21 protein-coding genes and 1 CRISPR repeat array are annotated in these 24,835 nt (G+C 72.3%); of the genes, 4 read left to right on the top strand and 17 right to left on the bottom strand.

Annotation, left to right across the window (positions count from 1 at the left end):
- Positions 1 to 136: 136 nt before the first annotated feature.
- A CRISPR array of direct repeats spans positions 137 to 818; the repeat unit is 36 nt; unit sequence GCCTCAACGAAGTCCGCTCTCCAAAGGAGCGGAGAC.
- Between the two features lie 193 nt (positions 819 to 1,011).
- The 9 genes from cas2 to DE149_RS09535 form a co-directional block, all read right to left on the bottom strand.
- Positions 1,012 to 1,404 (bottom strand): CRISPR-associated endonuclease Cas2, encoded by a 393-nt coding sequence (gene cas2, locus DE149_RS09575; protein ID WP_233490735.1) that lies wholly within the window; start codon positions 1,402 to 1,404, stop codon positions 1,012 to 1,014.
- The gene (gene cas1 / locus DE149_RS09570) at positions 1,314 to 2,936 is read right to left on the bottom strand and encodes a CRISPR-associated endonuclease Cas1 (protein ID WP_113914409.1); all 1,623 of its coding nucleotides are present in this window, start codon (positions 2,934 to 2,936) and stop codon (positions 1,314 to 1,316) included. Before cas1 ends, cas2 begins: the two co-directional genes overlap by 91 nt.
- Positions 2,933 to 3,946: a hypothetical protein gene (locus tag DE149_RS09565; protein WP_078025323.1), complete on the bottom strand. Its 1,014-nt coding sequence runs from the start codon at positions 3,944 to 3,946 to the stop codon at positions 2,933 to 2,935. The genes cas1 and DE149_RS09565 overlap by 4 nt, the downstream gene beginning before the upstream one ends.
- 2 nt (positions 3,947 to 3,948) lie before the next feature.
- A complete protein-coding gene (gene cas3u, locus DE149_RS09560; RefSeq protein WP_078025322.1) occupies positions 3,949 to 6,765 on the bottom strand; it encodes a type I-U CRISPR-associated helicase/endonuclease Cas3 in 2,817 nt (938 codons plus the stop codon).
- Positions 6,762 to 8,327 (bottom strand): type I-U CRISPR-associated protein Csb2, encoded by a 1,566-nt coding sequence (gene csb2 / locus DE149_RS09555; protein WP_078025321.1) that lies wholly within the window; start codon positions 8,325 to 8,327, stop codon positions 6,762 to 6,764. Before csb2 ends, cas3u begins: the two co-directional genes overlap by 4 nt.
- Before the next feature lie 2 nt (positions 8,328 to 8,329).
- Complete coding sequence (gene cas7u / locus DE149_RS09550) at positions 8,330 to 9,574, bottom strand: type I-U CRISPR-associated RAMP protein Csb1/Cas7u (protein WP_078025320.1); 1,245 nt, start codon at positions 9,572 to 9,574, stop codon at positions 8,330 to 8,332.
- A 556-nt stretch (positions 9,575 to 10,130) separates the two neighbouring features.
- On the bottom strand, positions 10,131 to 11,051 hold the full coding sequence (locus DE149_RS09545) for an SDR family oxidoreductase (protein WP_113914407.1): 921 nt from the start codon (positions 11,049 to 11,051) through the stop codon (positions 10,131 to 10,133).
- A gap of 223 nt (positions 11,052 to 11,274) precedes the next feature.
- Positions 11,275 to 12,906 carry an amidohydrolase gene (locus tag DE149_RS09540; RefSeq protein WP_041105065.1) on the bottom strand — a complete coding sequence of 544 codons (1,632 nt, stop codon included), beginning with the start codon at positions 12,904 to 12,906 and terminating at the stop codon, positions 11,275 to 11,277.
- A 188-nt stretch (positions 12,907 to 13,094) separates the two neighbouring features.
- The gene (locus DE149_RS09535) at positions 13,095 to 14,273 is read right to left on the bottom strand and encodes a cystathionine gamma-lyase (RefSeq protein ID WP_020627041.1); all 1,179 of its coding nucleotides are present in this window, start codon (positions 14,271 to 14,273) and stop codon (positions 13,095 to 13,097) included.
- Between the two features lie 61 nt (positions 14,274 to 14,334).
- On the opposite strand from DE149_RS09535, the gene DE149_RS09530 reads away from it, so the two are divergent.
- Positions 14,335 to 16,083, top strand: a complete 1,749-nt coding sequence (locus tag DE149_RS09530; RefSeq protein WP_020627042.1) for an ABC-F family ATP-binding cassette domain-containing protein — start codon at positions 14,335 to 14,337, stop codon at positions 16,081 to 16,083.
- A gap of 45 nt (positions 16,084 to 16,128) precedes the next feature.
- Here the strand turns inward: DE149_RS09530 and DE149_RS09525 are convergent, their stop codons facing one another.
- A complete protein-coding gene (locus DE149_RS09525; protein WP_020627043.1) occupies positions 16,129 to 16,578 on the bottom strand; it encodes an SRPBCC family protein in 450 nt (149 codons plus the stop codon).
- 104 nt (positions 16,579 to 16,682) lie between these two features.
- Between DE149_RS09525 and DE149_RS09520 the strand changes: the two genes are divergently transcribed.
- On the top strand, positions 16,683 to 17,420 hold the full coding sequence (locus tag DE149_RS09520) for a Pr6Pr family membrane protein (protein WP_020627044.1): 738 nt from the start codon (positions 16,683 to 16,685) through the stop codon (positions 17,418 to 17,420).
- Between the two features lie 7 nt (positions 17,421 to 17,427).
- Here DE149_RS09520 and DE149_RS09515 read toward each other — a convergent pair whose 3' ends face one another.
- The 5 genes from DE149_RS09515 to DE149_RS09495 all read right to left on the bottom strand — a co-directional run bounded on the left by DE149_RS09515 (position 17,428) and on the right by DE149_RS09495 (position 22,084).
- Complete coding sequence (locus DE149_RS09515) at positions 17,428 to 18,258, bottom strand: alpha/beta fold hydrolase (RefSeq protein WP_020627045.1); 831 nt, start codon at positions 18,256 to 18,258, stop codon at positions 17,428 to 17,430.
- Between the two features lie 188 nt (positions 18,259 to 18,446).
- On the bottom strand, positions 18,447 to 18,974 hold the full coding sequence (locus tag DE149_RS09510) for a hypothetical protein (RefSeq protein ID WP_036315583.1): 528 nt from the start codon (positions 18,972 to 18,974) through the stop codon (positions 18,447 to 18,449).
- An 11-nt stretch (positions 18,975 to 18,985) separates the two neighbouring features.
- On the bottom strand, positions 18,986 to 19,576 hold the full coding sequence (locus DE149_RS09505) for a DinB family protein (RefSeq protein ID WP_010079843.1): 591 nt from the start codon (positions 19,574 to 19,576) through the stop codon (positions 18,986 to 18,988).
- A gap of 98 nt (positions 19,577 to 19,674) precedes the next feature.
- Positions 19,675 to 21,219: a sodium:alanine symporter family protein gene (locus DE149_RS09500; protein WP_043281416.1), complete on the bottom strand. Its 1,545-nt coding sequence runs from the start codon at positions 21,217 to 21,219 to the stop codon at positions 19,675 to 19,677.
- A 139-nt stretch (positions 21,220 to 21,358) separates the two neighbouring features.
- The gene (locus tag DE149_RS09495) at positions 21,359 to 22,084 is read right to left on the bottom strand and encodes a transcriptional regulator (RefSeq protein ID WP_113914406.1); all 726 of its coding nucleotides are present in this window, start codon (positions 22,082 to 22,084) and stop codon (positions 21,359 to 21,361) included.
- A gap of 167 nt (positions 22,085 to 22,251) precedes the next feature.
- Here DE149_RS09495 and DE149_RS09490 point away from each other — a divergent pair, with 167 nt between their 5' ends.
- Positions 22,252 to 23,379, top strand: coding sequence for a YeeE/YedE family protein (locus tag DE149_RS09490; RefSeq protein WP_113914405.1), 1,128 nt, complete (start codon positions 22,252 to 22,254; stop codon positions 23,377 to 23,379).
- Between the two features lie 52 nt (positions 23,380 to 23,431).
- A complete protein-coding gene (locus tag DE149_RS09485; RefSeq protein WP_010079839.1) occupies positions 23,432 to 23,659 on the top strand; it encodes a sulfurtransferase TusA family protein in 228 nt (75 codons plus the stop codon).
- Positions 23,660 to 23,702: 43 nt separating this feature from the next.
- On the opposite strand, the gene DE149_RS09480 is transcribed toward DE149_RS09485, so the two are convergent.
- Together DE149_RS09480 and DE149_RS09475 are read right to left on the bottom strand one after the other, a co-directional pair.
- A complete protein-coding gene (locus DE149_RS09480) occupies positions 23,703 to 23,858 on the bottom strand; it encodes a hypothetical protein (RefSeq protein ID WP_002855522.1) in 156 nt (51 codons plus the stop codon).
- A gap of 95 nt (positions 23,859 to 23,953) precedes the next feature.
- Positions 23,954 to 24,829, bottom strand: a complete 876-nt coding sequence (locus tag DE149_RS09475) for an NAD(P)-dependent oxidoreductase (protein WP_002855523.1) — start codon at positions 24,827 to 24,829, stop codon at positions 23,954 to 23,956.
- Positions 24,830 to 24,835 lie beyond the last annotated feature (6 nt).

The raw sequence follows: 24,835 nt of genomic DNA, 5'->3' as shown, positions 1-24,835 counted from the left end.
CGGGCAGTTCCCGTGGCCATCACTGGGCAGTCCTCATGGCCGTCAGCGGGTCATTCCCTGGCCACCTATGGGCAGCTTTTCATGGCCGCTTACAGAGACTGGCGTGGACGTTCCGGGACGACTCGACGGCCATGCGGCCTCAACGAAGTCCGCTCCCCAAAGGAGCGGAGACCGGAGGTCGTCTGGTTCTCCATGAGCAGCCCGTTGCCTCAACGAAGTCCGCTCCCCAAAGGAGCGGAGACTGAGGGGGTGTCCGGGCGGCCCGGCCCGACGATCACGCCTCAACGAAGTCCGCTCCCCAAAGGAGCGGAGACACCCATGATCTGTGTGGACGGGCCACCCTGAAGGCCGCCTCAACGAAGTCCGCTCCCCAAGGGAGCGGAGACGCCGGAGACCTGGGCGGCCTTGGCCACGTCCTCGCGGCCTCAACGAAGTCCGCTCTCCAAAGGAGCGGAGACCGGGCCGGGCCGGCGCGGAGCACACCCTGCGGGTCCGCGCCTCAACGAAGTCCGCTCTCCAAAGGAGCGGAGACCCGTCACCTCGTCCACGCACGCGTTCGCGATCACGATGCCTCAACGAAGTCCGCTCTCCAAAGGAGCGGAGACGTAGAGGGTGCCGGCCCGCTCCACGCTGTACTGCGTGCCTCAACGAAGTCCGCTCTCCAAAGGAGCGGAGACCGGTGGCACGCACGACGTCCTGGGGTCCATCAAGCCTCAACGAAGTCCGCTCTCCAAAGGAGCGGAGACTGTGCCGTGGTCGCCGGGTGCCGGGTGCCTGAACGCGCCTCAACGAAGTCCGCTCTCCAAAGGAGCGGAGACAGCACCTCAGATTACAGCCCCTTGACATGGGCAGACGCGACCTTCGGCGAGCCCTGGGCTCAAGAGGCGTCCGTGGAGCTCCATGCCTTTCGGCCTCGGCCCATGAACCGTGGGCTGACAAGCCCTTTTCTGATGCGACGGCTCGCCGGATTCCGGACATCGACGGAGCGCTCGCGAAGGTCCCTGGCTCGCTTCAGATGATGATGGGCCCGTCCACAGTAATCTCGCGTGATCGACCCAGAAAGCTGAACTGCTCTGCGCCAAGCGTGGCCGTCAGCCCGAGGTCGCAGACCAGCACGCTGTCCTCGCCCGGATCCAGCACCGCTTCGAGGGCTGCCTGGAGGGAGACGAACTGGGCGGGCAAGGCATCCACCACGAAGACTGAATATTGGACTCGATCTCCGTACCCTTCGAGGACGCGGGCCGCCCGGGATCTGCGGCGGTCGTCAGGAATGTCATAGGCGATGAGTCGCCTCCGGAGACGATCCCGGGCACTCAACGGACTCGCACCCCCTTGTAGACCTCCTGCGAGCCATCCAGGACGCCGAGGAACATCCTCGCCTGGACCTCTATCGCGCGGCGCCACGTCACTCTGTATCCGAAGACGGGGTGCTTGAACTCCGTCCCGAGACGCCGTTCCACCGCCGCGATCACTTTGCGCCGGCCGGTCTGGGTGAGCCGCGCGCCGCCGAGCACGTGAGTGAAAGACAGTCGCCCCAACTCGCCATTGTTGAACGCGGCCAAGATGGCGGAATCCACCACGGGCGGACGAAACTCCTCCATCAGGTCCAGCGCCAGGGCCGGCTTGTTCCGTCCGCTGGAGTGCAGCACCCCGGCATGCGGGTCCAGGCCGCAGGCCAGGACCGCACGGATCACCTCGGACAGGAGCATCCCATACCCGTAGTTCAAGGCGATGTTCAACGGGTCGGTGGCCCCTCGCCCGACCCGACCGGGGAAGGACTCAGCCACGCCCGCGTCCACACCTGGCGCCAGCAGTCCCGGGAATCCTGCGAAATACTCTGCGGCGGCCCGGCCCTCGATTCCGAACAACTGGCCGGTGGACGTCGCCGTGCTCGCCAGTCGCGTCGCCGATCGAAGACGCTTGACCACAGCTGGCATGCCTCCGAAACGCCGGAGGATCGTAGCCTGGTTCGCGACCTTGGCCACCACGAACTCGCGAGCGATGTCCACTCGGCCTTCGGCCGATGCCGCGAACTGACGGAAGCGTGCGCCGCCATTCGGCGGCTTGACTCCATTGGTCCACCCGACGACGCGCCCTGCCCCCGTGCACCAGACACAGGGAAGGCCTCGCCACATCAGCTCCCGCAGCAACGCTCCTGAGAGGTCGACGTTGCCGTGCACCACGACGGCCGACACCCGCTCCAAAGGGATGCTGGCCAGCCGCTCATCGCCCTTCACCACCGTGATCCGCCCGGCCGACATGCTCGCTCGACTCCCCGGCACAGTGAGGTGCAGGGTCTCACCGGCAGGGTCCGGCGGGACGATTCGGGACAGCACTTCTGCTTCCTGCCGTTCCTCAGGGAGGCAGACGGAGGCGTGGGAGCACCGCATGCACCTCGGGTCGTCCAGTAACGGTGCCGGAGCGGTCTTCCCGTTGACCACGGACCGAGCCGATGCCACCGCATCACGGGCGGCCTTTCGGTGCGCTGCCGAGATCTCGACCGGGACCCGCCGGTGATGGGTGGTGAAGTACACCTCGGCGTCCTCCACCGTGTTCCCCTGGGATTCGAGCGCCATCGTCTGCAGTACCAGCTGCAGACGATTGGCATCGCTGATTCGGGCAGCTCGCTTCACCGGGGTGGCTTTGTGCTCGACGACGCGTAGACGCCCCGACGGGAGTCGCTCGACCCGGTCGACTCGCCCGTGGACGCCGAGAGACGGGTCGCGCACGTCGATGCCGCGCATCGTCTGAGCCTCACGTGTGGTGGGCACGTCCACCCGCGCATGGTCCGCCACTCCCTGCTGGATCTGCGCCACCTTCGGCGCTTTCTCGTCCATGGCCTCGAGCCATGCCCGACGCGGGCAGAAACTCCAGTGCGCGACCAGACTGAATGGCAGCGAGTCAGCATACGGCTCCCCCGTGTCGTGCTCAGTCATCTCAGCGCCCTCGCCGCGAGAGTGCGCCGCTCCGGGGCCGACGCACTGCCGGTGACGTTCACGGGGAAGCTCAGGATCTGAGCGAACCCCCACTCCTCCAGGATCGCCTGAGCCGCCGTCGTCTCGGCTGAGCCCAAGCTGGGCCCTGTCGCGTCTTCCCCCGCCACGAGCAGGTATCGCGAGCGCAAGGCGGCCTGCATCCGCGCCACCGTCACCCAGGATGTCGGCACCGGCATCAACAGCCGCGCCAACGACTCCCTGCGGGCTGGGATATGAGCGGACGAAACGGACCGCCCGTGGCTGTCCGCCCAGACGGGCAAGGCCGCGAGCGCCCACAGCCCCACCCAGGCCCGCGCAGCATCCACCGGCCCCAGGGGGGCCATGCCCGTCGCCGTGCGGGAATCCGGCTTGTTCTTGCCCGGTTCGTCCTCCACCGTGGTCCCGAGAAGGCCCGAGGTCACTGCCTCCACCGCTCGGCCGGCCACGGCCCTTCCCGTGGGGAGGAGCGAATGCGCGATGAACTCCATGCCCTTGTTCCTGGTGCGCATCTCCCAGGCGGCCGCGCCATGGTCCGGCCGGAACGACTTACTCGTCCTGTGCCACCAGGCCCGCTCCCCCAAGCCCACCACGAGAGCCGAGTCGAGGCCGCGCAATGGCCGCGCCACCTCTGTGCGATCATGCAGCAGGTCTGCCCACCCGTGCTCGGACGCCGGCATCTTGGTCCGGGCCGAGAACAACGATCCAGCCACCGCGTCCGTGGAGTACAGCCAGCCCCCCGGGTTTTGGACATGCCGGGTCGCATGCCGGTGGATGAGGCTGCCAAAGGCCGCGGCATCAAGCCCTGCCCCACACAACTGCGGTCGAGAGTCCGGCTCGTCGGTCCACCGCAGCCGCACGGCACCGGCTCCCAGTTCCTCCTCCACGATCATCGCGGCGCCGAGCAGCGCCGCATGGGACAGCAGCACGTCCCACGTCCCAGCCAGGGTCACCGGCTCAGTCGTGCGGGCCATGTTCATCGTCCTTCCTTCGAGATCGTCACGTCGGCGGCCCGCAGGACCGCCTCGAGCCAGGCCACAGCCCACAGCCCCCACGTCTGTTCCACGGACAGAACCAGTGCGTCCCAGACTCCGACGTCGAACAGTTCCTCCGCGGCCATGCGGACGTGAGGGGGTGCCTCCGGGTGGACAAGACTCTCCGCGCCCATCAGGAACGTGCCGCGCCCATGTCCGTGGCTGGTTCCCACCAGACGCACGGCCAGGGCGTCCGCCCCGTCCGCATGCGCGTGAAGCATTGCGGCGGACAGCTGCTCGTGCCGCCAGCCAGCGGGGAGGAACCGTGACTGACGGAAGGGCAGGGCGCTCAGCAGACTCTTCGCCATCGGCTCGTCCACGCCAGCCACGCCCTGGGTCAGCCAAGCTTGGTAGCGGTCGTCGCTCTTGCCGTCGTCGTGGTGTGCCCCCGCCACAGTCAACGTCCGCTTCAGGCCCTCAGGCAGGCCGAGGACCTGGGCGAACTCGCCGGCCCGGTCTGCCACGTCCCTCTGGTGCTCGGCGAGGGACACAGGGCTGCGCCCGGTTGTCGCAGACAGCTGGGCGTCGTCGGGATCGGCCGCGTCCAGCAGCTCGAACACCACCCATGCCGCCTGCTGCGGCGAGCCGGGAGCCCGGCCACCCACGTGGACCCTCACGTCGAATCGTGCGACCAGGTCCGGGTCCGCCCACTGGCCGAGATAAGCGGTGAGCCACGCGGACTGTCCCCGGTCATCCAACGCATCCAGCACGCTGAGGAGGGTCAGCGGAACGTCCGCCTCCTGCAGGTCCGCGCAGACCTCCAATAGAGAGCATCGAAGGTGGTCCTGCACGCCAGGCGAGGCGACGCCGGTCATGAACACCACCCTGCGCTGACTGGCCTTCACCGGTTCGAGCGAGAGCATCGTCCCGTCCGCAGACCGCGGGTCGAGGACGTCGCCGACAGGCTCCCGGCCATCCTCGACCAGGACGTGATGGTGTGTGGCAGCCCAGTCGTGGGGGACGCAGACGACATCCCCCGGGACAATCCCGTGACCCGAGGCATCCGGATCCACGAGCGTCCACTGGCGTCCACGACGTACGAACGCGGGCGTCGCCCGCCCGCGGCGGCCCCCGGCGAGCAGCAGGCGCAGCCGGGAGAGCGTGACCGGATAGGCCTCATGCGGCTGAGGTGGGGCAGTCGCCAGCAACGCCGCGGACTCCGCCTGGTCCAACCCTGACCAGTCCTCTCCAGCGTCTTCGCCGAGACGGGGAAGCCGGCGGCCCACGACGGCGACGTCCGTTTCCGCGTCCAGTGAGTCCCTCAGCCACAGCGTCAAGTCCGGTTCGACGGCCAGTGCCTCGGACGTGCGGCTGAACAGGGCCGCGCGCGCGGCTTCGATCTCGCTGAGGACGGGCCTGGCCGGGGTGGAGGACGGGGCCGGGTTCTCCAGGAGAGCAGCGGGACTCACCCCCTTCGGATCCTCCGCGCGATCCCGGAGCCACTCGAGCGCGTCGGTGATGTCCTGCACTTCGTAAGGGGCCGCCGTCTTGGCCGTGGGATCGGCGGACGGACAGAGCACATGCATGGGGGCGGATTCCCGAGCCCCGGTGCGGTTGAGCCGCCCCGCCCGCTGCGCAAGCGCCGACCCTGACGCGATATCCGTGATGAGGAACCCGAAGTCCAGGTCGAGGCCGACTTCGATCGCCTGGGTCGCCACGTAGACATCCGGGGTCCGGGATCGTTCGAGGGCCTGCTCCCAGCGCCGGCGCGGCCCTACGACGAGCACGACATCGAGGCCGCCATTGAGACCGCGGAGGGCACGATGAACGGCCAGGGCCGACGCGACGCGGTTCATGACGACCCCCACGGGGGTGTGTCCCGCCTGCACGGCGTCCGTCACCATGCGGGCGATCTCCTGCGCTCCCTGCGTCGTTTCACGCGCTATGCCCCCAGCGAGCCAGGGGCCGTCCAGGTGCAGATGGACTGGCTTCGGACGGTCCAGACGGCGCAGGAGCGCCTCCCCCACGGCACCCGTGCGGATGTCCGAAAGCTCGACGCCGATAGAAGTCTGGGCCGGCGCGAGTCCCGCCGGAGTGGCCGTCGTCTCGACGACCTGCAGTACGGGCACGTGAGCGGCGAGAGGTGACTCACCGGCGAGCGACGCGACGCGACGAGCCGTGGTGAGCAGCTGCCGGTTGAGATGGGCCTCGTCCAGGATCAGCACGGAGTCGTATGCGATCAGCCCCGCCTCGCGGGGACGCATCCCTGCGGTGGAGCCATAGCCACGGAACAGGAGCCGGCTGCCGGCCATGTCCGGCGTCGCACAGATCACCTGGCAGGAGACCGGGTCGTCCTGCCATCCACGCTCCGGTGCGATCCCGCCGCGGAGCGTTGTCACCGAGCCCGGTTGCCCGGCCGGCGAGATGCGCCTCAGGGCAGCTGCGACTCGGCTCAAAGGCGCCTCGATCGGGACGTCCGTGATCTCGGCGAGCTGATCGAACACAGCCTCGGCCCGGGAGGCCATGTCGTCAACGAGCGCTCGGCGCCCCACCACGTGCCAGAGGCGACGAGGGGCCCGGGCCCCTTCCCACCCGGGTGCGTGGGTCATGGCCACCGCGAAGACGTGCACCTCCAAGACGCTCGATTTGCCAGCGCCCGTGGGCGCAACGACGGCGTCAGGCCAGCGTCCCGTCGTCACGACCTGCCTCAGCAGAGCACGCTGCCAGGCGTAGGGCTCACGGCCATGGTTCACGGCGGCGAAGAACTCGTCGAACTCATCGATGGCGACGGTCAAGGCCGCCTTGTCATTGACGTTCATGACCGCTCCTGGGTCGATCCGGGAATGTCCGTGGGCACCAGCAGTCCGCAGCCCAGATGACGGCTCTGACCGAGCGCGAGGATGGCCCGGTCAGGCACGGCGGTGCTGAGAGTGAGCGTGAGGCGGAACGGCTCGATGGGGCTGCGGCGGTCCGTACGGTGGACGTACGCCGTCGGCGTGAGCGTGCGGAACGCCCTGCCCCGAAGCTGCGCCCCGCTCTCCACAACCGCTGCGTGCCGAGCGACAGGGTCCTTCGTCGCGAACGCCGGTTCGACGTCACGGAGCACATTGCCCAAAGACCATGCGGCAGCCAGGTCGACGTCCCGGATCGGGGGTTTGGACTTGAGCCGTCGCTCTACGACCACGGCCGGCTGGGCGTCCCACGTCCGCACCGCACCCTCGGTCGGAGCCTTCCAGAATTCAGTCCCGTCGTACACCTCGATCTCCTCAGGTGCAACGGTCAGCTGGTGCTCTGAGGTGACGACACGGCGGACCCCGGCCAAGGCTGATGCCAGCATCCCCAGGGCGGGCCCGGGCATCCCTCGCGGCACCAGGACGAGGAATCGATCCCGTCCGTCCGAGAACGGCAGGTTCGGAAGGTCCCCCGGCGCCAGGTGGAGTGCGACACGGTTGGCCGGTGGGGCGACGGACGGCGCATAACGGCCGGTGATCTCCGGCGGGGCGTCGGGGCCCAGGCGCGACACGAGCGCGCGGTGCAGGGCGACGCAGACACTCACGTACCGCTCTTCAGGGACAGTGGAGTTGGCCCCGATGACGGGGACCGCCAGCACCTGGGTCCAGGGAACGTCAGGTTCGTGGTGCTCGACCGGCGCGAAGATCCCGCTCCGGAGGTGGTCGCGCGGCGGCAGGGTGGCATGCGGCACCGCCGACGTCGTGTGCTTGTCGCCGCTAGCCGAGGGCTTCCGCCCCAGCGTCGTTGCCGCGTGGGCACGGTCGAGCTCTGCCCTCCGTCCGGGACTCGGCATCGCCTGCCGCACCGCACCGGGGACCGCACGCAGACTTGCATTCCGGTCACGTCGATGCGTGGGCGCCGGAAGGCCCTCCCCCTCGTGCACCGTCAGACGTACGGGCGACGACGCCTCTCCGAGATGGGGCACGTCCGCGCAGAGTTGTTCCAGAGTTGAGCAGACCTGTGTGTCCGTCCCGCTGGGCCCGTCATCCCAGACCCACTGCACGGGGCCGCCGAGCGCAGTTCCGTCCGAGACAGGCCGGCCGGTCACTTTGTAGTTGGTCTTGCCGACCTCCTTGAGGAAGACCCCCTCCTTCCGGTACGCGAAGCGTCGCACGCCAGGTGCCACGGGCGTGTGACCAGGCAGGACCAACGCATCCGGCGGATGCTCCTCGAGCCAGTCCAGGGCGGCCAACGACTCTGCCGTGAACGGAGCCTCAGGATCCCCCGTCGAAAGAGTCCCCGCAGCGGCCGCCTGCACGAGGGCCGAGAAGAGCCTCGCGACATCAGGGAATCGCTCTGCGCCGCCGTCCGGCCCGTGGCCCGTGTAGACGCCCAGCGGGAAGTCCGCGCTGATGACGAGTCCGCCCATGGTCACACCTCGACGTCGTCGGTGCTGGCGGCGCCCAGGATCGCCGGGTCGCCCACCAGTTGGATGGTCTGCCCGTTCCACTCGACACCGGCGACCGACTTCGCATGCGCCAGCGCCGCTTCGAACACCTGGACGGCCACCTCGTCCGTGATGGGGGCGAGCGCCCGGGACTTGCCGTACCGGAGGTCGAGGGTCACGGTCGGCTCATCGGATTCGACCAGATGGCAGTTCGCACGCAGATGCAGCTCGCGGTCCGAGAGGGCCATGCCGAGCAGGGCGTAGGCCGCGAGCAGGGCGCGGCACGCCACGTCCTGCTCCGTCGTGCCGCCGAAGCGGAGCTGACGGAGCGCGGAAAAGGACAGGAGGCGTCGTCGCATGATGGAACGGCACGCGACACCGCCCAGTTCGCCGAGGACCGGCGGGATGTGGCCCAGGCCGAGCGTGGACATGGACGATCCGGTCTCCCCCTTCTTCTTGGCCTCGGCGAGCACCTTGTCCTGCAGTTTGGCGCTCAGTTCACCCGCCTGCGCCTTGACCAGTGCCTCGACGTCCTTGGCCGATGGCTTGACGCTCGCCGCGACGGGGTCCACACGGCCAGCTGCGCGCCGATTGGTCCGCGGCGCCCCGCCCTCCTGGTCCTGGTCGGCCAGAACGCCGATGATCTCACCCGTCATGCAGGACTGGTAGCGGCCCTGATGCGACTTCCGAGTGGAGTCCCATGCGCCGAGGACCAAGGCCGTCGGTGCGGCGTCCAGCAGAGCCCGGGCGTCGAGCTTCGTGGCGTCTCGCAGTGCACGGTAGGCCTCGGTCTGCGTCACGGGAGCACCGTCAAGGGTGGCCGCCCGGATGTGTCCGTCGAACGCACGATGAGGCAGGGAGAGATCCGACTCGACAGCCTCTCCGTAACGCACCTCGATGGTCGGCACCTTGCGCAGCGCCTCTCCCTCCGGTGTCCCCTGATCCCGCCGAGCGGAGATGATGGCGTCCTCGTCCCGGTTGGAGACCGACTGCTTGCTGTCCACGACGACGGTCCACACCGGTCGCGGCTGACCGGCCTCGTCGAGTTCCATCCGACGCTCGTAGGCGTAGGTGGGCTCACCCCGGCCCTCGATCACCTTGGCCGGCGCGATCACCGCCCCGGGGCCGCCGGCGGGCCGGAGCGGGGTCTCCGACAAGAGTGAGGTGCTCCCCCCGGGAGCACACGCGGCGAGGAGGTCCTCGAGGGACAGGGTGTCGAAGTCAGACATGACGCGGCCTTTCGTCCTGGTCTCGGGGCCGCCCCATTCGCTCGGGCGCTGCCCCCGCTTAACGTGTCCGCCTCCCGCGCGAAGATCGAGTGGTCGGAAGCCTCGGTGAGGCATGACACAGATGCTGACAGAGCGGGCGCACAGGGTCAATAATGGAACCCTCTTAGCAAGTTCTCACTCACATACTTACTATCAGCTAGTAGGGGTACATCCCCTGGCCCGCCTGCCCCGCGCGCCATGGGGGCGCCTCCCCAGCACGCGCGTCCTCACGTAGGGTCGTCTTCGTCGCGCGGAGTCACCCACCCCCTTCGTTGAGGCTAGGTCTGTGCCTGAGAACTGCGCCCAGACGCACACCACGCGGGATCTCCGCGTCTTCGCTGAGCCGGCTCCGCGCGACACCGCCGGGCTCCATCAGGTGATTCCGCACAAGGCTGTGGAGCCTGCAGCCCCACCCCACAGACAAGGTGACGGTCGTGGTCGCTTCCGGTGTCCGGAGGCGACCACGACCGTCACCTTGTCTATCGCGGGGTACACGCCCCGCCTGACAGGCCTCACCTCACGGCGTCGGCATGCCGCCGGTGACCGGGATGGTCGCGCCCACCACGTAGGAGGACTCCGGCGAGGCCAGGAACACGTACGCCGGGGCGAGCTCGGTGGGCTGCCCGGCGCGGCCCAGCGGAGTGGACTGGCCGAACTCCGGCAGGGCCTCCGGCTTCTGGCCGCCGGAGGGCTGCAGCGGGGTCCAGATCGGCCCGGGCGCCACGGCGTTCACGCGGATGCCCTTCGGGGCCAGCTGCTGGCCCAGGGCCTTCGTGAAGGTGTTGATGGCGGCCTTGGTGGCGGAGTAGTCCACCAGCTGCTCCGGGGCCATGTAGGCGACCACGGAGGTGGTGTTGATGATCGTGGAGCCCGGCTTCAGGTGCGGCAGGGCGGCCTTGACCAGGCGGAACTGGGCCAGGATGTTGATGTCGAAGGTGGCCTCGAGCTGCTCGTCGTCGATGTCCTCGATCGAGTCCTGCGCCACCTGCTTGCCGCCGTTGTTCACCAGCACGTCCAGCCCGCCGAGCTTCTCGACCGCCTGGGCCACGAGGTCGACGCAGAACGTCTTGTCGCGCAGGTCACCGGGGATCCCGACGGCGGTGCGCCCCTCCGCCTGCAGGACCTCGAGGACGTGCTGGGCGTCCTTCTCCTCCTCCGGCAGGTAGGTGATCACGACGTCGGCGCCCTCGCGAGCGAACGCGATCGCGGTGGCCGCGCCGATGCCGGAGTCGCCGCCGGTGATGAGCGCCTTGCGGCCCTCGAGACGGCCGGTGCCGCGGTAGGACTTCTCACCCAGATCGGCCTTCGGCGTCATCTCCGCGTCCAGGCCGGTGCCGGGCAGCGACTGCTCCGGCGGGCTGATCACGGGGTAGCGCTTCGTGGGGTCCTGCAGGGTGAGCTGGTCGGTGGTGGTGGTGTTCGCGTCGTCGTGCGCCACGGGGTGCTCCTCACGGTCTCGGGGCGACGCGCGGTCTGCGCGCCGTCCTCCGAGCGTAGGGAGCAGCCCCCCAGCAGAGCCACGGCTGACCGCCGGGTCACCGGACGTGCCCCACCCGCTCCCCTGGATGACGAGCCCTGCGATATGGCCCCTAAACCAGGCGGGTAAGGGCCATATCGCAGGGCTCGTCGCGAGGAGTCGGGGCCGGTGCCGGGACCGGGCGTCACAGCCCGCCGTGCACGAACTCCCCGCCCACGGCTGTGGCGACGACGTCGATCGCCGCGATCTGGTCGCTCGGCACCACGCGCGGGTCCTCGCTGAGCACCGTGAAGTCCGCGAGCTGGCCTGCGACGAGCCGCCCCTTGCGGCCGCCCCAGCCGGTCGCCTCCGCGGAGCCGACCGTGTAGGCGTGCAGGGCCTCGGCCACCGTGAGCCGCTCCGCGTCCGGGCCGTACTGCTCGCCGGTCTCGGTGCGGCGCAGCACGAAGTCCTGGATGACCTCCAGCGGGCGGCCGCCGGCCACGGGACGGTCCGAGCTGCCCGGCAGCACCAGGCCCGCGCGCAGCAGCCGCCCGGCCGGGTACGACAGCGCGGCCCGCTCCGGCCCGATCCGCTCCCGCACCGACCCGCCGAACGCGCTGATGAAGTTCGGCTGGGTGGCCATCACGACCTCCAGCTCGGCCATACGGGCCACCTGATCGTCGCGGACCACCCCGCCGTGCTCCACGCGGTGCGGCATCACGGGCCGCCCGAACCGGCCCCGCGCCTCGGCGATCACGTCGAGGGCGAAGTCGAGGGCGGCGTCGCCGATCGCGTGCAGGGCCAGCGCCCAGCCGGCGGCCGCCGCACCGAGGCACGCCCGGCGCATCTCCCCCGCGTCCTGCTGCAGGTAACCGCGGCCATGACCGTGGCCGCAGTAGTCCTCGGTCATCGCGGCGGTCTGCCCGAGCATCGACCCGTCCGTGAACACCTTCGCCGGCCCGATCTGCAGCCACTCGTCGCCCACGCCCGTGCGCACGCCGGCGTCGAGGGTGAGGTGCGTGCCGTCGTCGGGATGGCCGTCCACCGAGTGCAGCGCGTCCAGGGTGACCATCGTCTGGAAGCGGGTGCGCAGCAGCCCCGCGTCCCGGGCGCGCTGATACGCGCCGAACTCGAGCGGGCTGTGCCCGATCCACCCGCCGGCCACCCCCGCATCCGTCACCGAGGTGATGCCCTCGGCCGCGTACCCCTGCGACGCCCGCGCCAGGCACGCGCCGATGTGCTCGTGGGACTCCGACTGCAGCAGCCGGGTCACCAGGCTCATGGCGGTCTCCTCCAACAGACCGGTGGGTCGACCCTCGGCGTCCGTGAGGATCCGCCCGCCCTCGGGCTGCTGCAGCACCTGCTCCCCCACGCCGGCCAGGACCAGCACCGCCCCGGACACCGTGACGGCGTGGCCCGTGTTGTGGCGGATGAGCACGGGGCGCCCGGAGGCGGCGGCGTCGAGGCCGTCCCGGTCCGGCTGGGGGCCGGTCAGGTGGCCGGGGTCGAAGCCGGTGCACGTTACCCAGGCGCCGGGGTCGAGCTCGGCGGCGCGGGCGCGGACCCGGCGGTGGACCTCCTCCGCCGTGCGCGCACCCTCGAGGTCCACGTCCAGCCGGGACTGGCCGAACCAGACACTGTGCGCGTGGGCGTCGTTGAACCCGGCGAGGACGGTGCGCCCCCGCGCATCGAGGCGTTCGCGTGCCGCGAGGCCGTCCAGCTCCTCGTCCACCCCGACGACGACGCCCCGCCACACCCCCAGCCGCGAGGCCGACGGGCGGGCGGGGTCGCCGGTGATGAGGCGGGCGTTCTCCACGATCAGGTCGAGCTGCATGGGGCGGGTCTCCTGGGGCGGGGCGGGCGGGCGAGGCGCGGGTGGGCGGCCTCGTCCGCGAGCGTAGCCGGGACGCGGGTCAGGGTGAGGTCTCGGCGGCGCTCACTTTCAGGGCCGAATACGACTCTCCCGGGCCCCAGAGCCCCCGGGAGAGTCGTATTCGGCCCACAAAGTGCGGAGGGCGCGGGTCAGGCGGTCGGCCCGCCGCCCGCGGCGGTCATCGCGCGTTCCAGGTCGGCCAGCAGCTCGGCGGTGGGCTCCACGCCCACGGACAGACGCACGAAACCGTCCGGGACGTCGTCGCCCCAGCGGGCGCGGCGCTCGGCCGCCGTGTGCGTGCCGCCGAAGCTGGTCTGCGGCACCACGTACTGCGCCGCGGCGATGAACCGCTCGGCCGCCGCCGCGTCCGCGAACCGCAGCCCGACGAGGCCGCCCGCCGCCGTCATCTGACGCGCCACGACCTCCGCGTCCGGGTGGTCCGCCAGCCCCGGGTAGACCACGGCGCGCACCGCCGGGTGGCCCGCGGCCAGCTCCGCGACCGCCTGCGCCGAGGCGCACATCCGGGCGAAGCGGACCTCGAGGGTCTCGAGACCGCGGTGGATGAGCCAGGCCTCGTGGGTGCCCAGGATCCCGCCGGCCAGGGTCCGCCAGCCGCGCACCCGCGCCATCACCTGCGGGTCCCGGCTGGCCACGTGCCCGCCGAGGGCGTCCGTGTGCCCGTTGACGGCCTTCGTGTCCGAGGCCACGACCACGTCCGCCCCCAGCTCCAGCGGGCGCTGCCCCAGGGGGGTCAGCAGCGTGTTGTCCACCACCACGAGGGCCCCCGCGCCGTCCCGGCGGCCGTTCGCGTGGGCGCGGGCGGCGACGTCCGCCAGGTCCGCGACGCGCAGCCCCGGGTTGGAGGGGGTCTCCACGAGCACCAGGTCGTAGCCGCTCAGGTCCGCATGGGCGAGCCCCTGGGTGGCGACCAGGTCCACGTGCACGCCTCGGGGCGTGAGGTGCTCGGCGGCGAGGGCGCGGGTGGGCCCGTAGCCGTCCGCGGGCAGGAGGGCGCGGTCCCCCGGGTGCAGCAGGGGCAGCAGGACGGCGGCGATCGCGGCCATGCCGGAGGGGACCACGGCGACGTCGGCGTCCTCCAGCGCGCCCAGGGCGGCCTCGAGCGCGGACCAGGTGGGCGTGGCCCAGCGCGCGTACTGGAAAGGCACGTCCGCGCCGGGGGCGGTGGGGGCGCCGTCCGGGTCCGCGCCGGGCAGGTGGAACGCGCTCGCGTGGACCAGCGGCGGGGAGATGGACTCCCCCGGGGCCATCCCGTGGGCGCGGTGGTGCAGGACGGTGCCGAAGGCGGGCGGCGGCGGGGCGGCGGACATGGCCCCGAGCGTAGTCCCGACCCCGGACGCGGCAGCGCGCCCCCTCCCTAGACTGGCGGACATGACCTCCGGCCCTCCCTCCCCCGCCCTGCCCGCCGGGCCCGCCGCCCACCTGCGCGGCGAGCACCTGACCGTCTCGCTCGGCGGGCACCGCGTGCTCACGGACGCCACGGTGCGGATCAACGCCGGCTCGCGGCTCGGGATCGTGGGTGAGAACGGGCGCGGCAAGACCACGCTGCTCCACGTGCTCACGGGCCGGATCACGCCCGACGTCGGCCGCGTGACGCGGGCGGGCACGCTCGCGTTCGTCCCGCAGGCGCTGCGGGCGCGGGCCGACGGGCGCTCCCGCACGGTGGGCGACCTGGTCCGCGACGCCCTCACGGGCCCGCACGCCGCACTCGAGGCCCTGGACGCCGCCGCGGCCGCCCTGGCCGAGGCCCCCGACGACGCCGGCGCCGGACACCGGTACTCCACCGCGCTGGAGCGGGCCCACCTCTACGACGCCTGGGACGCCGGCCGGCGCGTGGACATGGACCTCGAGGGGCTGCACGCGTGCACGGACCGCGAGCACCCCCTCACATCGCTCTCGGTCGGCCAGCGCCACCGGGTGCGCCTGGCCGTCACCCTCGGCTCCCGGCCGGACCTGCTGCTGCTGGACGAGCCGACCAACCACCTGGACGACGTCGCCCTGGACTTCCTCACCCGCCGGCTGGTGGAGCACCCGGGCGGGGTCGCCGTCGTCAGCCACGACCGCGCCCTGCTGCGCGCCGTGTGCACCGACATCGTGGACCTGGATCCCAGCCAGGACGGGCGGCCGCGGCGGTACTCCGGCGGGTACGCCGGCTGGGCGAAGGGGCGCCGCCGCGCCCGGGCCGCCTGGGAGCAGGAGTACGCCGAGCAGAACGCCGAGCGCGAGCGGCTGGAGCTGGCCGTGGAGGACGCGCGGGAGCAGATGCAGGGCTCGTGGCGGCCCCCGAAGGGCACCGGCAAGCACCAGCGCTCGAGCCGGTCGGCGGGGATCGTGCAGATGTTCAACCGGCGCTTCGACGAGCTGGAGGCGCACCGGATCACCGTGCCCGAGCCGCCCCTGCGCCTGGACTGGCCGTTCGCGGACATGCCCGACGGCGACCCGCGGGACGGCGCGGACGCGGCGGCGGGCACGGCGGGCGGGCCGGGCACGGCGGGCGACGACGTCCTGCTCACCGCGGACGCCGTGCGCGTGGCCGGGCGGCTCGAGCAGCCGATGGGCGCGGCCCTCGTGCCGGGCGGCCGCGTGCTGGTGACGGGCCCGAACGGGGCCGGGAAGTCCACGCTGCTGCGCGTGCTCGCCGGGGACCTGGAGCCCACGAGCGGCTTGGTGACCGTGGGCGCCGACGTGCGCGTGCGCCTCGTGGCGCAGGAGACCCCCGCGTGGGACGAGGAGCGCACCGCCGCCGCCGTGTTCGAGGAGCACGTGCGCCGCGTCGGCGCGGACGAGGCCGGCGTCGACGACCTGGGCCGTCCCCTGCCGGCCCCCACGCTGCCCTCGCTCGGGCTGCTCACCGCCGAGGCCGCGGACACCCCGGTCGGACGCCTGTCCCAGGGGCAGCAGGCCCGTCTGCACCTGGCGATGGTGCTCATCGAGCGCCCCCACGTGCTGCTGCTGGACGAGCCGACGAACCACCTCTCCCCCGCGCTCGTGGACGAGATGACCGAGGCCCTGCAGGTCACGGAGCAGGCCGTCGTCGTGGTGACCCACGACCGGCAGATGCTCGCCGACCTCGCCGACTGGCCGCGCGTCGAGCTGCGGACCGACGCCGCGGCGGTGTGAGGCGGGCGGGGCCCCTGGCCACAGGCCCGGCCCGGCGGTCCGCCCTCAGAGGTGCGCCCGGCACAGCCGCCGCAGCGCCACGCGGGCCGGCAGTCGGTAGGCCAGGGCGACGACGGCGGGCCCGTGGACCGTCAGCCCCGCCCGGGTGCCGCGGGGGGTGGCGGTGAGGTCGTGCGTCATGGAGACCGCCGTCCCGGCCACCCGCACCGTCCACCGCCAGGTGCGGGCGTCGTCGTCGACCTCCTCGACCACGAACGGGACGCGCAGCCCCAGGGGCGCGTGGACCACGCCGCGAAGCCCGGCCCGCAGCCGGCGCCGTGGCGCCTCCACGGCGCGGATCTGCGGAGCCCACCGCGGCCACAGGCGCAGGTCGGCGTAGCGGGCCCAGGCCACGTCCACGGCGGCGGGCCCGGTCGTCGTCACGCGGCGGAACTGTCGGGGGCGGCGCGCGCGCCTCGCGCCGGCGGGGGTGCGGGTCCAGGGGGTCCGGATCATGGTGCCGAGCGTAGGGTCCGGACCGCCGGCCGGGACACGCCCGCCGGCCCGAGCGGCTCGGCCAGTGCACCGGGGGCGGCGTCGCGCTCCGGCAGGATGGGCGCATGACCCTCCCCACCCCCTCCGGCCGCTGGACGACGACGGCGCGGCCTGCCTTCGCCGTCGCCGCGGCCCTGTCCCTGGGCGGCAACCTGCTCTCACTGTGGATCGGCTCGTGGAAGTCCTCGGACCTGCCGGCCGACGCGGGCTACGCGGGCGTGCTCGAGGGCGGCTGGGAGCACATGCTCAACCAGCCCACGTACTTCACGTTCCTCTCGAACTTCCTGGTGGGGCTGACGTCCCTGCTGCTGGCGCTGCGCCTGCACCGGCCGGGCACGCTGTTCCGGGTGCTGCGGGTGACGGGGGTGGTGTGCATCGTGATCACGGGCGTGGTGTTCAACGTGCTGCTGCGGGACGCCGACCCGATGACCGCCGTCGAGCGGTTCAACGACACCCTGCAGCACATCGTCACGCCGATCCTCACCCCGGTGCTGTGGGCGGTCTTCGGGCCGCGGCGGCAGATCACGTGGCGGGTGGTGTGGTTGTCCACGCTCATCCCGCTCGCCTGGCTGGCGTTCACGCTGCTGCGCGGGCCGTGGCTGGACTGGTACCCGTACACGATCCTGGACGTCCCGCGGCTGGGCTACGACGGCGTCGCCGTCTACGTGGTGGCGATCCTCGTGTTCTTCGTGGCGGTCGCCGCCCTGCTGCGGGTGGCCGACGGCCTGCTGGCGCGGGCCGGCGTCGGGGTGGGGGCGGGCGCCGAGGCGGAGGCCCGGGTGGAGGCCCGTCCCTCCCCCTGACCCCGCCTCAGTCCGACGCCGCGCGGCCCACCTGCACCGCCCACGCGCGGACGAGCGCCTCGGCGACCTCCGGCTGGTCCAGGTGCACGTTGTGGCCGGCGGCGTCGAGCGCCGCGTAGGTGGCGCGCGGGTAATGCTCCAGGAGCGCGGCCTGGTCCCGGTAGCCGACGAGGTGGTCCTCCCGGCCGGTGAGGATCAGGGCGGGCCCCTCGAACGGCGGCGCGGCCTCCTCCGGCACGGCGTCCAGGACGTAGCGCGCGGACAGGCGCTTCAGCGCCTCCTCGTCCACGGCGCGGACGCCCGGCAGCGCGTGCTCGCGGAACCGCTCCCACGTGTCCCGCGTCAGCCGCGGGGACATCTCGAGGAACGGGGCGGCGTCGTCGGGGTCGAGGGTAGACATGAAGGCGTCGTCGCGCTCGCGCACCACCAGGTCGGTGCGGGTGCGCCGGTCCTCGTCCGGGTCGACGACGGGCGCGAGCAGCCCCAGCCCCAACACCTGCGCGCCGAACTCGGCCGCCACGTGCCGGGCGAGCAGGCCGCCGAGGGAGTTGCCGAGCACCGCGAACGGCCGCTCGCCGACCTCCGCGCGGATCCAGTCCACGAGCCAGGCGGCGAGCTCGGGGAGGCCGCCGTCGTCCTGGAGGGCCGAGGTCCGGCCGAAGCCCGGCAGGTCCACGTAGATCCGCTCGACCTCCCCGGCCTCGGCGAGGGCGTCGTCGAGCGGCAGCAGCAGCCGGTGGTCCACGCTGTTGCCGTGCACCGCGATCAGCGGGACGCCGGAGCCGCGGCGGACGACGTGGGGGTTCTCGGGGGTGTGCTCGGATGTGTGCTCGGTCATGGGTCCGAGCGTAGGGCTGAGCGCGCGGTGCCGCCCTCTCCCCGCCGCCCTCTCCTCGCCGCCCTCTCCCCGCTGCCCCCTCCCCACCGCTTTGCGGGCCGAATGCGACGCTCCCGTGCCCGATTCAGGGGCTCATCCGTCGGATTCGGCCCACAAAGTGCTCGGCCGGGCCGCCCGGTGCCGGCCGGTCACCAGAGCAGCTGGTCCCCGCGGATCTGCGTCTGGAGTCCGTCGATGCGCCCGAGCACGGAGACCTGCAGCAGGGCCGGCCAGGCGTGCACCACGAGCCCCAGGGCCACCGCGACCACGCCCCAGACCGGATGCCCGACGGCCGCCAGCGCCACGCCCGCCACCGCGTGCAGACCCGCGGAGGCGGCGTGGCTGACGAGGGAGCCCACGGCGGCGGTGCGGATGCGCCGCAGGTCGGCCCGGCCGGTGATGCGGCGGCTGATGGCCGCGTTCCAGCCGACGGCGCCCAGCTGCCGGGAGAGCCAGTCAGTGCGGACCCGGCGGGCGAGATCGCGCCAGCGCGTGTCCCGCCTCCACGGCCGGTCCACGAGCTGCCGCGAGGGCTCCCCGTAGAACGGGCCGAACCCGAAGGTCCCCACCGTGAGCACGCCGACGAACAGCCCCGGCGCCGTCGGCGCCATCAGCACGAAGGCGGACATCAGGGCGGCGACGGTGAGGGCCAGACCGGCGAGCGAGCGGGGAGTCATCACCGCGGACGCTAGCGCACCGGGCCCGCACCCCGGGCGATCCCCTCGAGCCGCCGCACGTGCGCGGCCCACCGCTCGGCGTCCCAGCCGGGCAGGTTGTCCCCGGGGCCGCGCAGGCCGGCCTGCCCGTCGATCCCCTCGCGCAGGATGTCGGCGTGGCCGGCATGGCGGGCCGCGTCGAGGGCCACGTGGGAGAGGATCTGCGCCAGAGTCACCTCGGCCAGGTGCGCGGGCCACCAGGGGACCCGCCCCCGCGCGTCGAGGACGAGGGCCTCGATGGTCGCGTCCGCGTGCGCGAAGCATCGCCGCGCGTAGTCGAGGACGTCCTCGAGGGTCTCGTCCTCGGCGGCGAACAGGTCCGCGCCGTCCTCCTCGCCCACCCCCGGCGCGTCCCAGGGCAGGGGGATGCCGGCGGGGCGGCCGAAGACCTCGCCGAAGTACTCGAGCTCGCACGTGGCCGCGTGCTTGAGCAGGCCCAGCAGGTTGGTGCCGGTGGGGGTGCGGGGCAGGCGGACCTCCCGCTCGGGCAGGCCGTCCAGCTTCGCGAAGAGGGCGTCGCGCTGCCGGCGCAGCCCCTGATGGAGGATCTCCTTGTGGTCCATGGGGTGAGCCTGCCGGGATTCAGGCCGCGCGGACGGCCCTGGCCCGTGGCCCGACGTCGTCGCGGACGTCCGGCGCCCCGGGCCGCCGTCGTCGGTCCTCAGCCCTCCCGGCGCGGGACCACGGTGATGGCCCGGGTGTCCGGGGCGGTGTCCGCGACGTGGTCCATGGCCTCGTCCACGTCCCCGGTGCGCTCGTAGGCGGCGTGGATCTGTTCCCACAGGTGGGCGTTGCGGACGCCGATGGCGGCCGGGTCCAGGACGGGGTCCTGGCCGGCGCGGCGCTGGCGGTCGTAGTCCTTGAGCAGGCGGATGGCCACGGGGCTCAGGAGCACGAGCGCGAGGATGTTCACCCACGTGTACAGGCCCACACCGAAGTCCGCAAGGGACCACACGAACGCGGAGGTCTGCACGGAGCCGATGACCATGGAGGCGGCCAGCAGCAGGCGGGCGGCCGCGATGCAGATGCGCTGCGCCTTCTTGTTCGGGATCAGGTACGCGAGGTTCGTCTCGGCGTAGAACGCGAAGGACAGCAGCGTGGTGAAGGCGAACAGGAACACCGCCACGGCCACGAAGGACGGACCGAAGGACGGCAGGACGACGTCGATGCCGATCTGCACCCAGGCCGGGCCCTCCTCGACGCCGGGCAGATGCTCCACGATCGGGGGGCCCTCACCCGTGCCGAGCACGTTGAAGCTGTTGGTGGACAGGATCACCAGGCCGGTCATGGTGCACACGAACAGGGTGTCCACATAGGCGGAGAACGCCTGGGCCAGGCCCTGCTTCACCGGGTGGGAGACGTGGGCGGCGGCGGAGGCCTGGGCGCCCGAGCCGGTGCCGATCTCGGTGGAGTACACGGCGCGGCGCACGCCCCACGCGATGGCGGCGCCGAGCATGCCGGCGTAGACGGAGTCGGCGGCGAAGGCGCTGGTGAAGATCAGGGAGAACATGGCCGGGACCTCCTGCCACATCACCGCGACGACGACGAGCCCCACCAGGATGTACGCGCCGGCCATGAACGGGACCACGAGGCCCACCGTGCGGCCGAGGCGGTGCATGCCGCCGAACACGATCACGCAGAACAGCACGGCCATCCCGAGACCCACCCACAGCGGGTCCCAGCCCCACGCCTCGGTCGTGGCGGCGGTGACGGCGTTGGCCTGGATCTGCGGGCCGGTGAAGACCGTGGCGAACACGGTGGCCGCGGCGTAGGCGACCGCCAGCCACCGCCAGTTCCGGCCGAGCCCCTCGAGGATGTAGTACGCGGGCCCGCCGCGGTACTCGCCGCGGACCTTGTGCTTGTAGAGCTGTGCGAGCGAGCTCTCCACGAGCGCCACGGGGGCGCCGAGGATCGCCGTCACCCACATCCAGAACAGCGCGCCCGGGCCGCCCAGGTAGATCGCGGCCGCGACGCCCGCGATGTTGCCGACGCCGATGCGCCCACCCAGGGCCATGGCGAACGCCTGGAACGAGCTGATCCCCGCCGACGACGATCCTCCCCTGACCAGCTGGCCCACCATGTCCTTGAGCAGCCGCACCTGGGGAGCCGCCATGCGGATCGTGAAGTACAGGCCCAGGGCGAGGAGCCCGACGACCATGGGCAGGCTCCACATGATCGAGTTGGCGGCGGTGACGAACTGCTCCATGGTCACTTCCCAGGTCGTGGACAGGATCCGTGCACTCCATCACATTCGGGCCACCTCGGGCACCCCTGAGCCCCCGGGGGGTCTGCGCGGGACCGGCAGGGTCGGCCGGCCAGACACGCCGTGCCGTCCCCGCGCCGGCTCACCCCTGCCCCGCTCCCGCCTCCTCCTGCACCGTCACCGCCTCCTCCCGCACCGTCACCGCCAGCTCGATGTGTCCGGCCTCCGGGTCCGCGAGGATCTGGCGGATCTCCGGCGCGGCGCCGGCGTCCTCCACGTCGAACGCGTCCATGAGCCCCAGCAGATCCGGATGGGGCAGCGCGCCGCCGGGGGCGTCGTCGAGGAGGTCGACGTCGCCCGCATCGGCCCGCACGTCCACGTACCGCTCCACCCGGCGCGGCAGCGTCCCGGTCACCACCTCGTGCCCGTCGACCCTGAGGCCCGCGGGAGCCGGACCGCTCAGCGGGACGGCCAGGACGGTCTCCACGACGTCGGCGGCGCCCGGCACGGGACGCAGCGCCGTCCACAGCGGCCCGGCGGGTGCCGACCCCGCCTCCGCGAGCGCCTGGAACAGCGTCGCGAAGGCGTTGTTCGCGCGCTCGGTGGTCGCCTCCTCACCGGCCTCGTCCAGGGCCACCCGCTGCACGACGCCGGCCCACGGCGTCGGCCCGACCGTGCGCTCCGCCACGGGGCCGGGACGGGCGGGGGCGCCGTCGTCGTCAGGATCCGGGGCCGCGTAGACACCGGCGGCCGCGAGCGCGAGCGCGCGGTCCTCGAGGTCGCGGCGGCGTCGCAGCTCGGCCGCGTGCGCCTTCGCGCTCAGTCCGGTGGCGAGGGCGAACTCGCCGACGGTCATCGGGGGGCTCATGGGGCGACCTTTCTCTCAGGTGATCCCAGCGTGGGCGTTCCCCCAAGGGGAGGGTCAAGCGTCGCCCACGGCGCCCCCGCGCGTCGTCCCCGGCACAGCCCTGCGACTGTTACCCCGCACGTCCTGCCCGGCGCGCGGGACCGGCCGCACCCTGTCTCATGGCAGGCATGATCATCACCGGACTCCTCCTCGGCCTCGTCCTGGGCTTCGTGTTCCAGCGCGGACGCTTCTGCGTCACGGGCGCTTTCCGCGACCTGTTCACTATCCGGTCCACCCGATGGCTCACCGCGTTCATGGTGATCGTGGCCGTCCAGTCGGTGGGCGTGTTCGCCCTCGACGCCCTGGGCGTGATCACCCTGGAGGCGGAGACGTTCCCGTGGCTGGGCACGATCATCGGCGGCCTGATCTTCGGCTTCTCGATCGTGCTCGCGGGCGGCTGCGCCACCGGCACGTACTACCGCGCGGGCGAGGGCCTCGTGGGCTCGTGGTTCGCACTGATCTTCTACATCGTGGGCGCCACCGCGTTCCGCAAGGGACCGCTGGCCGGCACCACCGAGGCCGTCCGCTCCGTGGAGACGCAGACGGGCTCGTTCCAGCAGCTCACGGGACTGTCCCCGTGGGTGTTCGTGGCGCTGCTCGTGGCCGGCGTCGGCCTGGCCGTGCGTCATCACCTGCGTCGCGAGGCAGCCATGACCCGCTTCCGCCTGCCCGCCGCCAAGACCGGCCTCGCGCACGTGCTCACCGAGAAGGCGTGGCACCCGTTCGTCACCGCCGCGATCATCGGCGTGCTGGCGATCCTCGCGTGGCCGCTCTCCTGGGCGACCGGCCGCGAGTCCGGCCTGGGCATCACCGGCCCGTCCGCGAACATCGGCGCGTTCCTCGGCACGGGCGAACTCGAGCTCGTGGACTGGGGCGTGCTGATGGTGACGGGCCTGCTGATCGGCTCGTTCATCGCCGCGAAGGCCTCCGGCGAGTTCCGCGTCCGCGTGCCCGACGCGCAGACCACCGTCCGCTCGATCATCGGCGGCCTCGGCATGGGCTGGGGCGCGGCGTGGGCCGGCGGCTGCACCATCGGCAACGCGATGGTGAACACCGCGACCTTCAGCTTCCAGGGCTGGACCGCGCTCGTGTTCATGGTGCTCGGCACCGGCCTGGCGGCCAAGCTCTTCATCCTCAACCACCGTGGGAAGGGCGCGACGCCGTCCCCCACCTCCGCCTCCGGCCTCACCTCGGCCGAGGGCGCGGCGGCGGACGCCGGGGCGGCCCGCCCCGTGAAGCTCACGCCGATCGGCTGAGCCGACCCGCCCACGAACGACCTCTGACCACCGACATCAAGGAGAGAACATCATGGCGAAGCACCTGCTCGAGACCGACGGCCAGGTCTGCCCCTTCCCGCTCGTGGAGGCCAACCAGGCGATGGAGCAGATCCCCACGGGGGATGAGCTCGTGATCGACTTCGACTGCACCCAGGCCACCGACTCCCTGCCCCGTTGGGCCGCGGAGAACGGCCACGAGGTCACCGACTTCGTGAAGCGCGGCGCCGCGGAGTGGACGATCACCGTGAAGAAGGGCTGAGGGGCAGAGGAACCCCGCGGCCGGCCCACCCGCCGCGGGTGTCTCAGACCTCCAGCAGCACCTTGATCTCGCGGCGCTCGTCCATGGCCCGGTCCATAGAGCCCTGCGTGCCGACGGCCTCGCACACCCCGTGCGCACCGTGGCCGCCGGTGAGCTCACGCACCTGGGCGGCACCCTCCTCGCCACGCTCGGCGATCACGACGTCGGGTGCACCGTGCGGTGGTGCAACACGAGGGCGAAGGCGGGGCGGAGCGTGCCGCCGCCGCCATCACACGGGTCCGGTTCAGAGCGAGGTCAGGACCGGTAAGTCTGGATGACCTGCGAATCGTCCTTCAGGGTCAGACCGGCCTCGGCGGCGTCCAGGTACTTCTGCTTGGCGGCCTCCAGCACGGGCACCGCGATCCCGGCCTCGGCGGCGGTGGCGCTCACCAGGGCGGAGTCCTTCACGAAGATCCCGATCGCGCTGGCGACCTGTGCGTCCAGGCCCTCGAGCATCCGGGGCCCCCGGTCGGAGAGCATGAACGACCCGGCGGCGCCGTCCGCCACGGCGTCGAGCACCTCGGCGGGGTCCAGCCCCAGACGCTCGGCCAGGGCCAGGGCCTCGGCTCCGGCGACGATGTGCACCGCGCACAGCAGTTGGTTGACCACCTTGAACGACTGGCCGCGCCCCGGCTCCGCCCCGCAGTCCACCACGGCGCCCATGGCGTCCAGGACGGCGCGTCCCGCGTCGATGGCCGCCGGGTCACCGGAGACGAACATGCGCAGCTCTCCGCGTGCCGCACGCGCGATGCCGCCGGTGACGGGGGCGTCCACCAGTCCGATGCCCCGTTCGGCGGCCGGCGCGACGAGCGAGCGCACCGCCTCCGGGCCCACGGTGCTCATCACGATCAGCGTGCTCCCGGGCCGCATGCGGGCGACGAGCCCGTCCTGGCCCAGGGCTGCGGAGGACAGCTGGTCGGGGGTTGCCACCATCACGATCACGGCGTCCGCCTCGGCCGCCGAGGCAGCGTCGGCCGCGGCCGGCAGCCCCTGCTCCAGCGCCGCCACTCGCTGGCGTTCGGAGAAGTCAACCCCCGTGACGTCGAACCCCGCCGCCGCCACCGAGAGGGCCATCGGCAAGCCGATGGCGCCGATGCCGACGAAGGTGACGTTCTGTGCCTGAGAAGTCATACGGCG

Origin of the sequence: Micrococcus sp. KT16 (assembly GCF_003315015.1) — a bacterium.
Classification (GTDB): Bacteria; Actinomycetota; Actinomycetes; order Actinomycetales; family Micrococcaceae; genus Micrococcus; species Micrococcus luteus.
The sequence above is the reverse complement of the archived record's forward strand: the minus strand, read 5'-3'. Positions and strand labels throughout refer to the sequence as shown.

Coding starts and splice junctions, on each gene's coding strand:
- cas1 (WP_113914409.1), bottom strand. CDS start 2,936: ATGACTGAGCACGACACGGGGGAGCCGTATGCTGACTCGCTGCCATTC.
- DE149_RS09565 (WP_078025323.1), bottom strand. CDS start 3,946: ATGGCCCGCACGACTGAGCCGGTGACCCTGGCTGGGACGTGGGACGTG.
- cas3u (WP_078025322.1), bottom strand. CDS start 6,765: ATGAACGTCAATGACAAGGCGGCCTTGACCGTCGCCATCGATGAGTTC.
- csb2 (WP_078025321.1), bottom strand. CDS start 8,327: ATGGGCGGACTCGTCATCAGCGCGGACTTCCCGCTGGGCGTCTACACG.
- cas7u (WP_078025320.1), bottom strand. CDS start 9,574: ATGTCTGACTTCGACACCCTGTCCCTCGAGGACCTCCTCGCCGCGTGT.
- DE149_RS09540 (WP_041105065.1), bottom strand. CDS start 12,906: ATGCAGCTCGACCTGATCGTGGAGAACGCCCGCCTCATCACCGGCGAC.
- DE149_RS09535 (WP_020627041.1), bottom strand. CDS start 14,273: ATGTCCGCCGCCCCGCCGCCGCCCGCCTTCGGCACCGTCCTGCACCAC.
- DE149_RS09530 (WP_020627042.1), top strand. CDS start 14,335: ATGACCTCCGGCCCTCCCTCCCCCGCCCTGCCCGCCGGGCCCGCCGCC.
- DE149_RS09525 (WP_020627043.1), bottom strand. CDS start 16,578: ATGATCCGGACCCCCTGGACCCGCACCCCCGCCGGCGCGAGGCGCGCG.
- DE149_RS09520 (WP_020627044.1), top strand. CDS start 16,683: ATGACCCTCCCCACCCCCTCCGGCCGCTGGACGACGACGGCGCGGCCT.
- DE149_RS09515 (WP_020627045.1), bottom strand. CDS start 18,258: ATGACCGAGCACACATCCGAGCACACCCCCGAGAACCCCCACGTCGTC.
- DE149_RS09510 (WP_036315583.1), bottom strand. CDS start 18,974: ATGACTCCCCGCTCGCTCGCCGGTCTGGCCCTCACCGTCGCCGCCCTG.
- DE149_RS09505 (WP_010079843.1), bottom strand. CDS start 19,576: ATGGACCACAAGGAGATCCTCCATCAGGGGCTGCGCCGGCAGCGCGAC.
- DE149_RS09500 (WP_043281416.1), bottom strand. CDS start 21,219: ATGGAGCAGTTCGTCACCGCCGCCAACTCGATCATGTGGAGCCTGCCC.
- DE149_RS09495 (WP_113914406.1), bottom strand. CDS start 22,084: ATGAGCCCCCCGATGACCGTCGGCGAGTTCGCCCTCGCCACCGGACTG.
- DE149_RS09490 (WP_113914405.1), top strand. CDS start 22,252: ATGATCATCACCGGACTCCTCCTCGGCCTCGTCCTGGGCTTCGTGTTC.
- DE149_RS09485 (WP_010079839.1), top strand. CDS start 23,432: ATGGCGAAGCACCTGCTCGAGACCGACGGCCAGGTCTGCCCCTTCCCG.
- DE149_RS09475 (WP_002855523.1), bottom strand. CDS start 24,829: ATGACTTCTCAGGCACAGAACGTCACCTTCGTCGGCATCGGCGCCATC.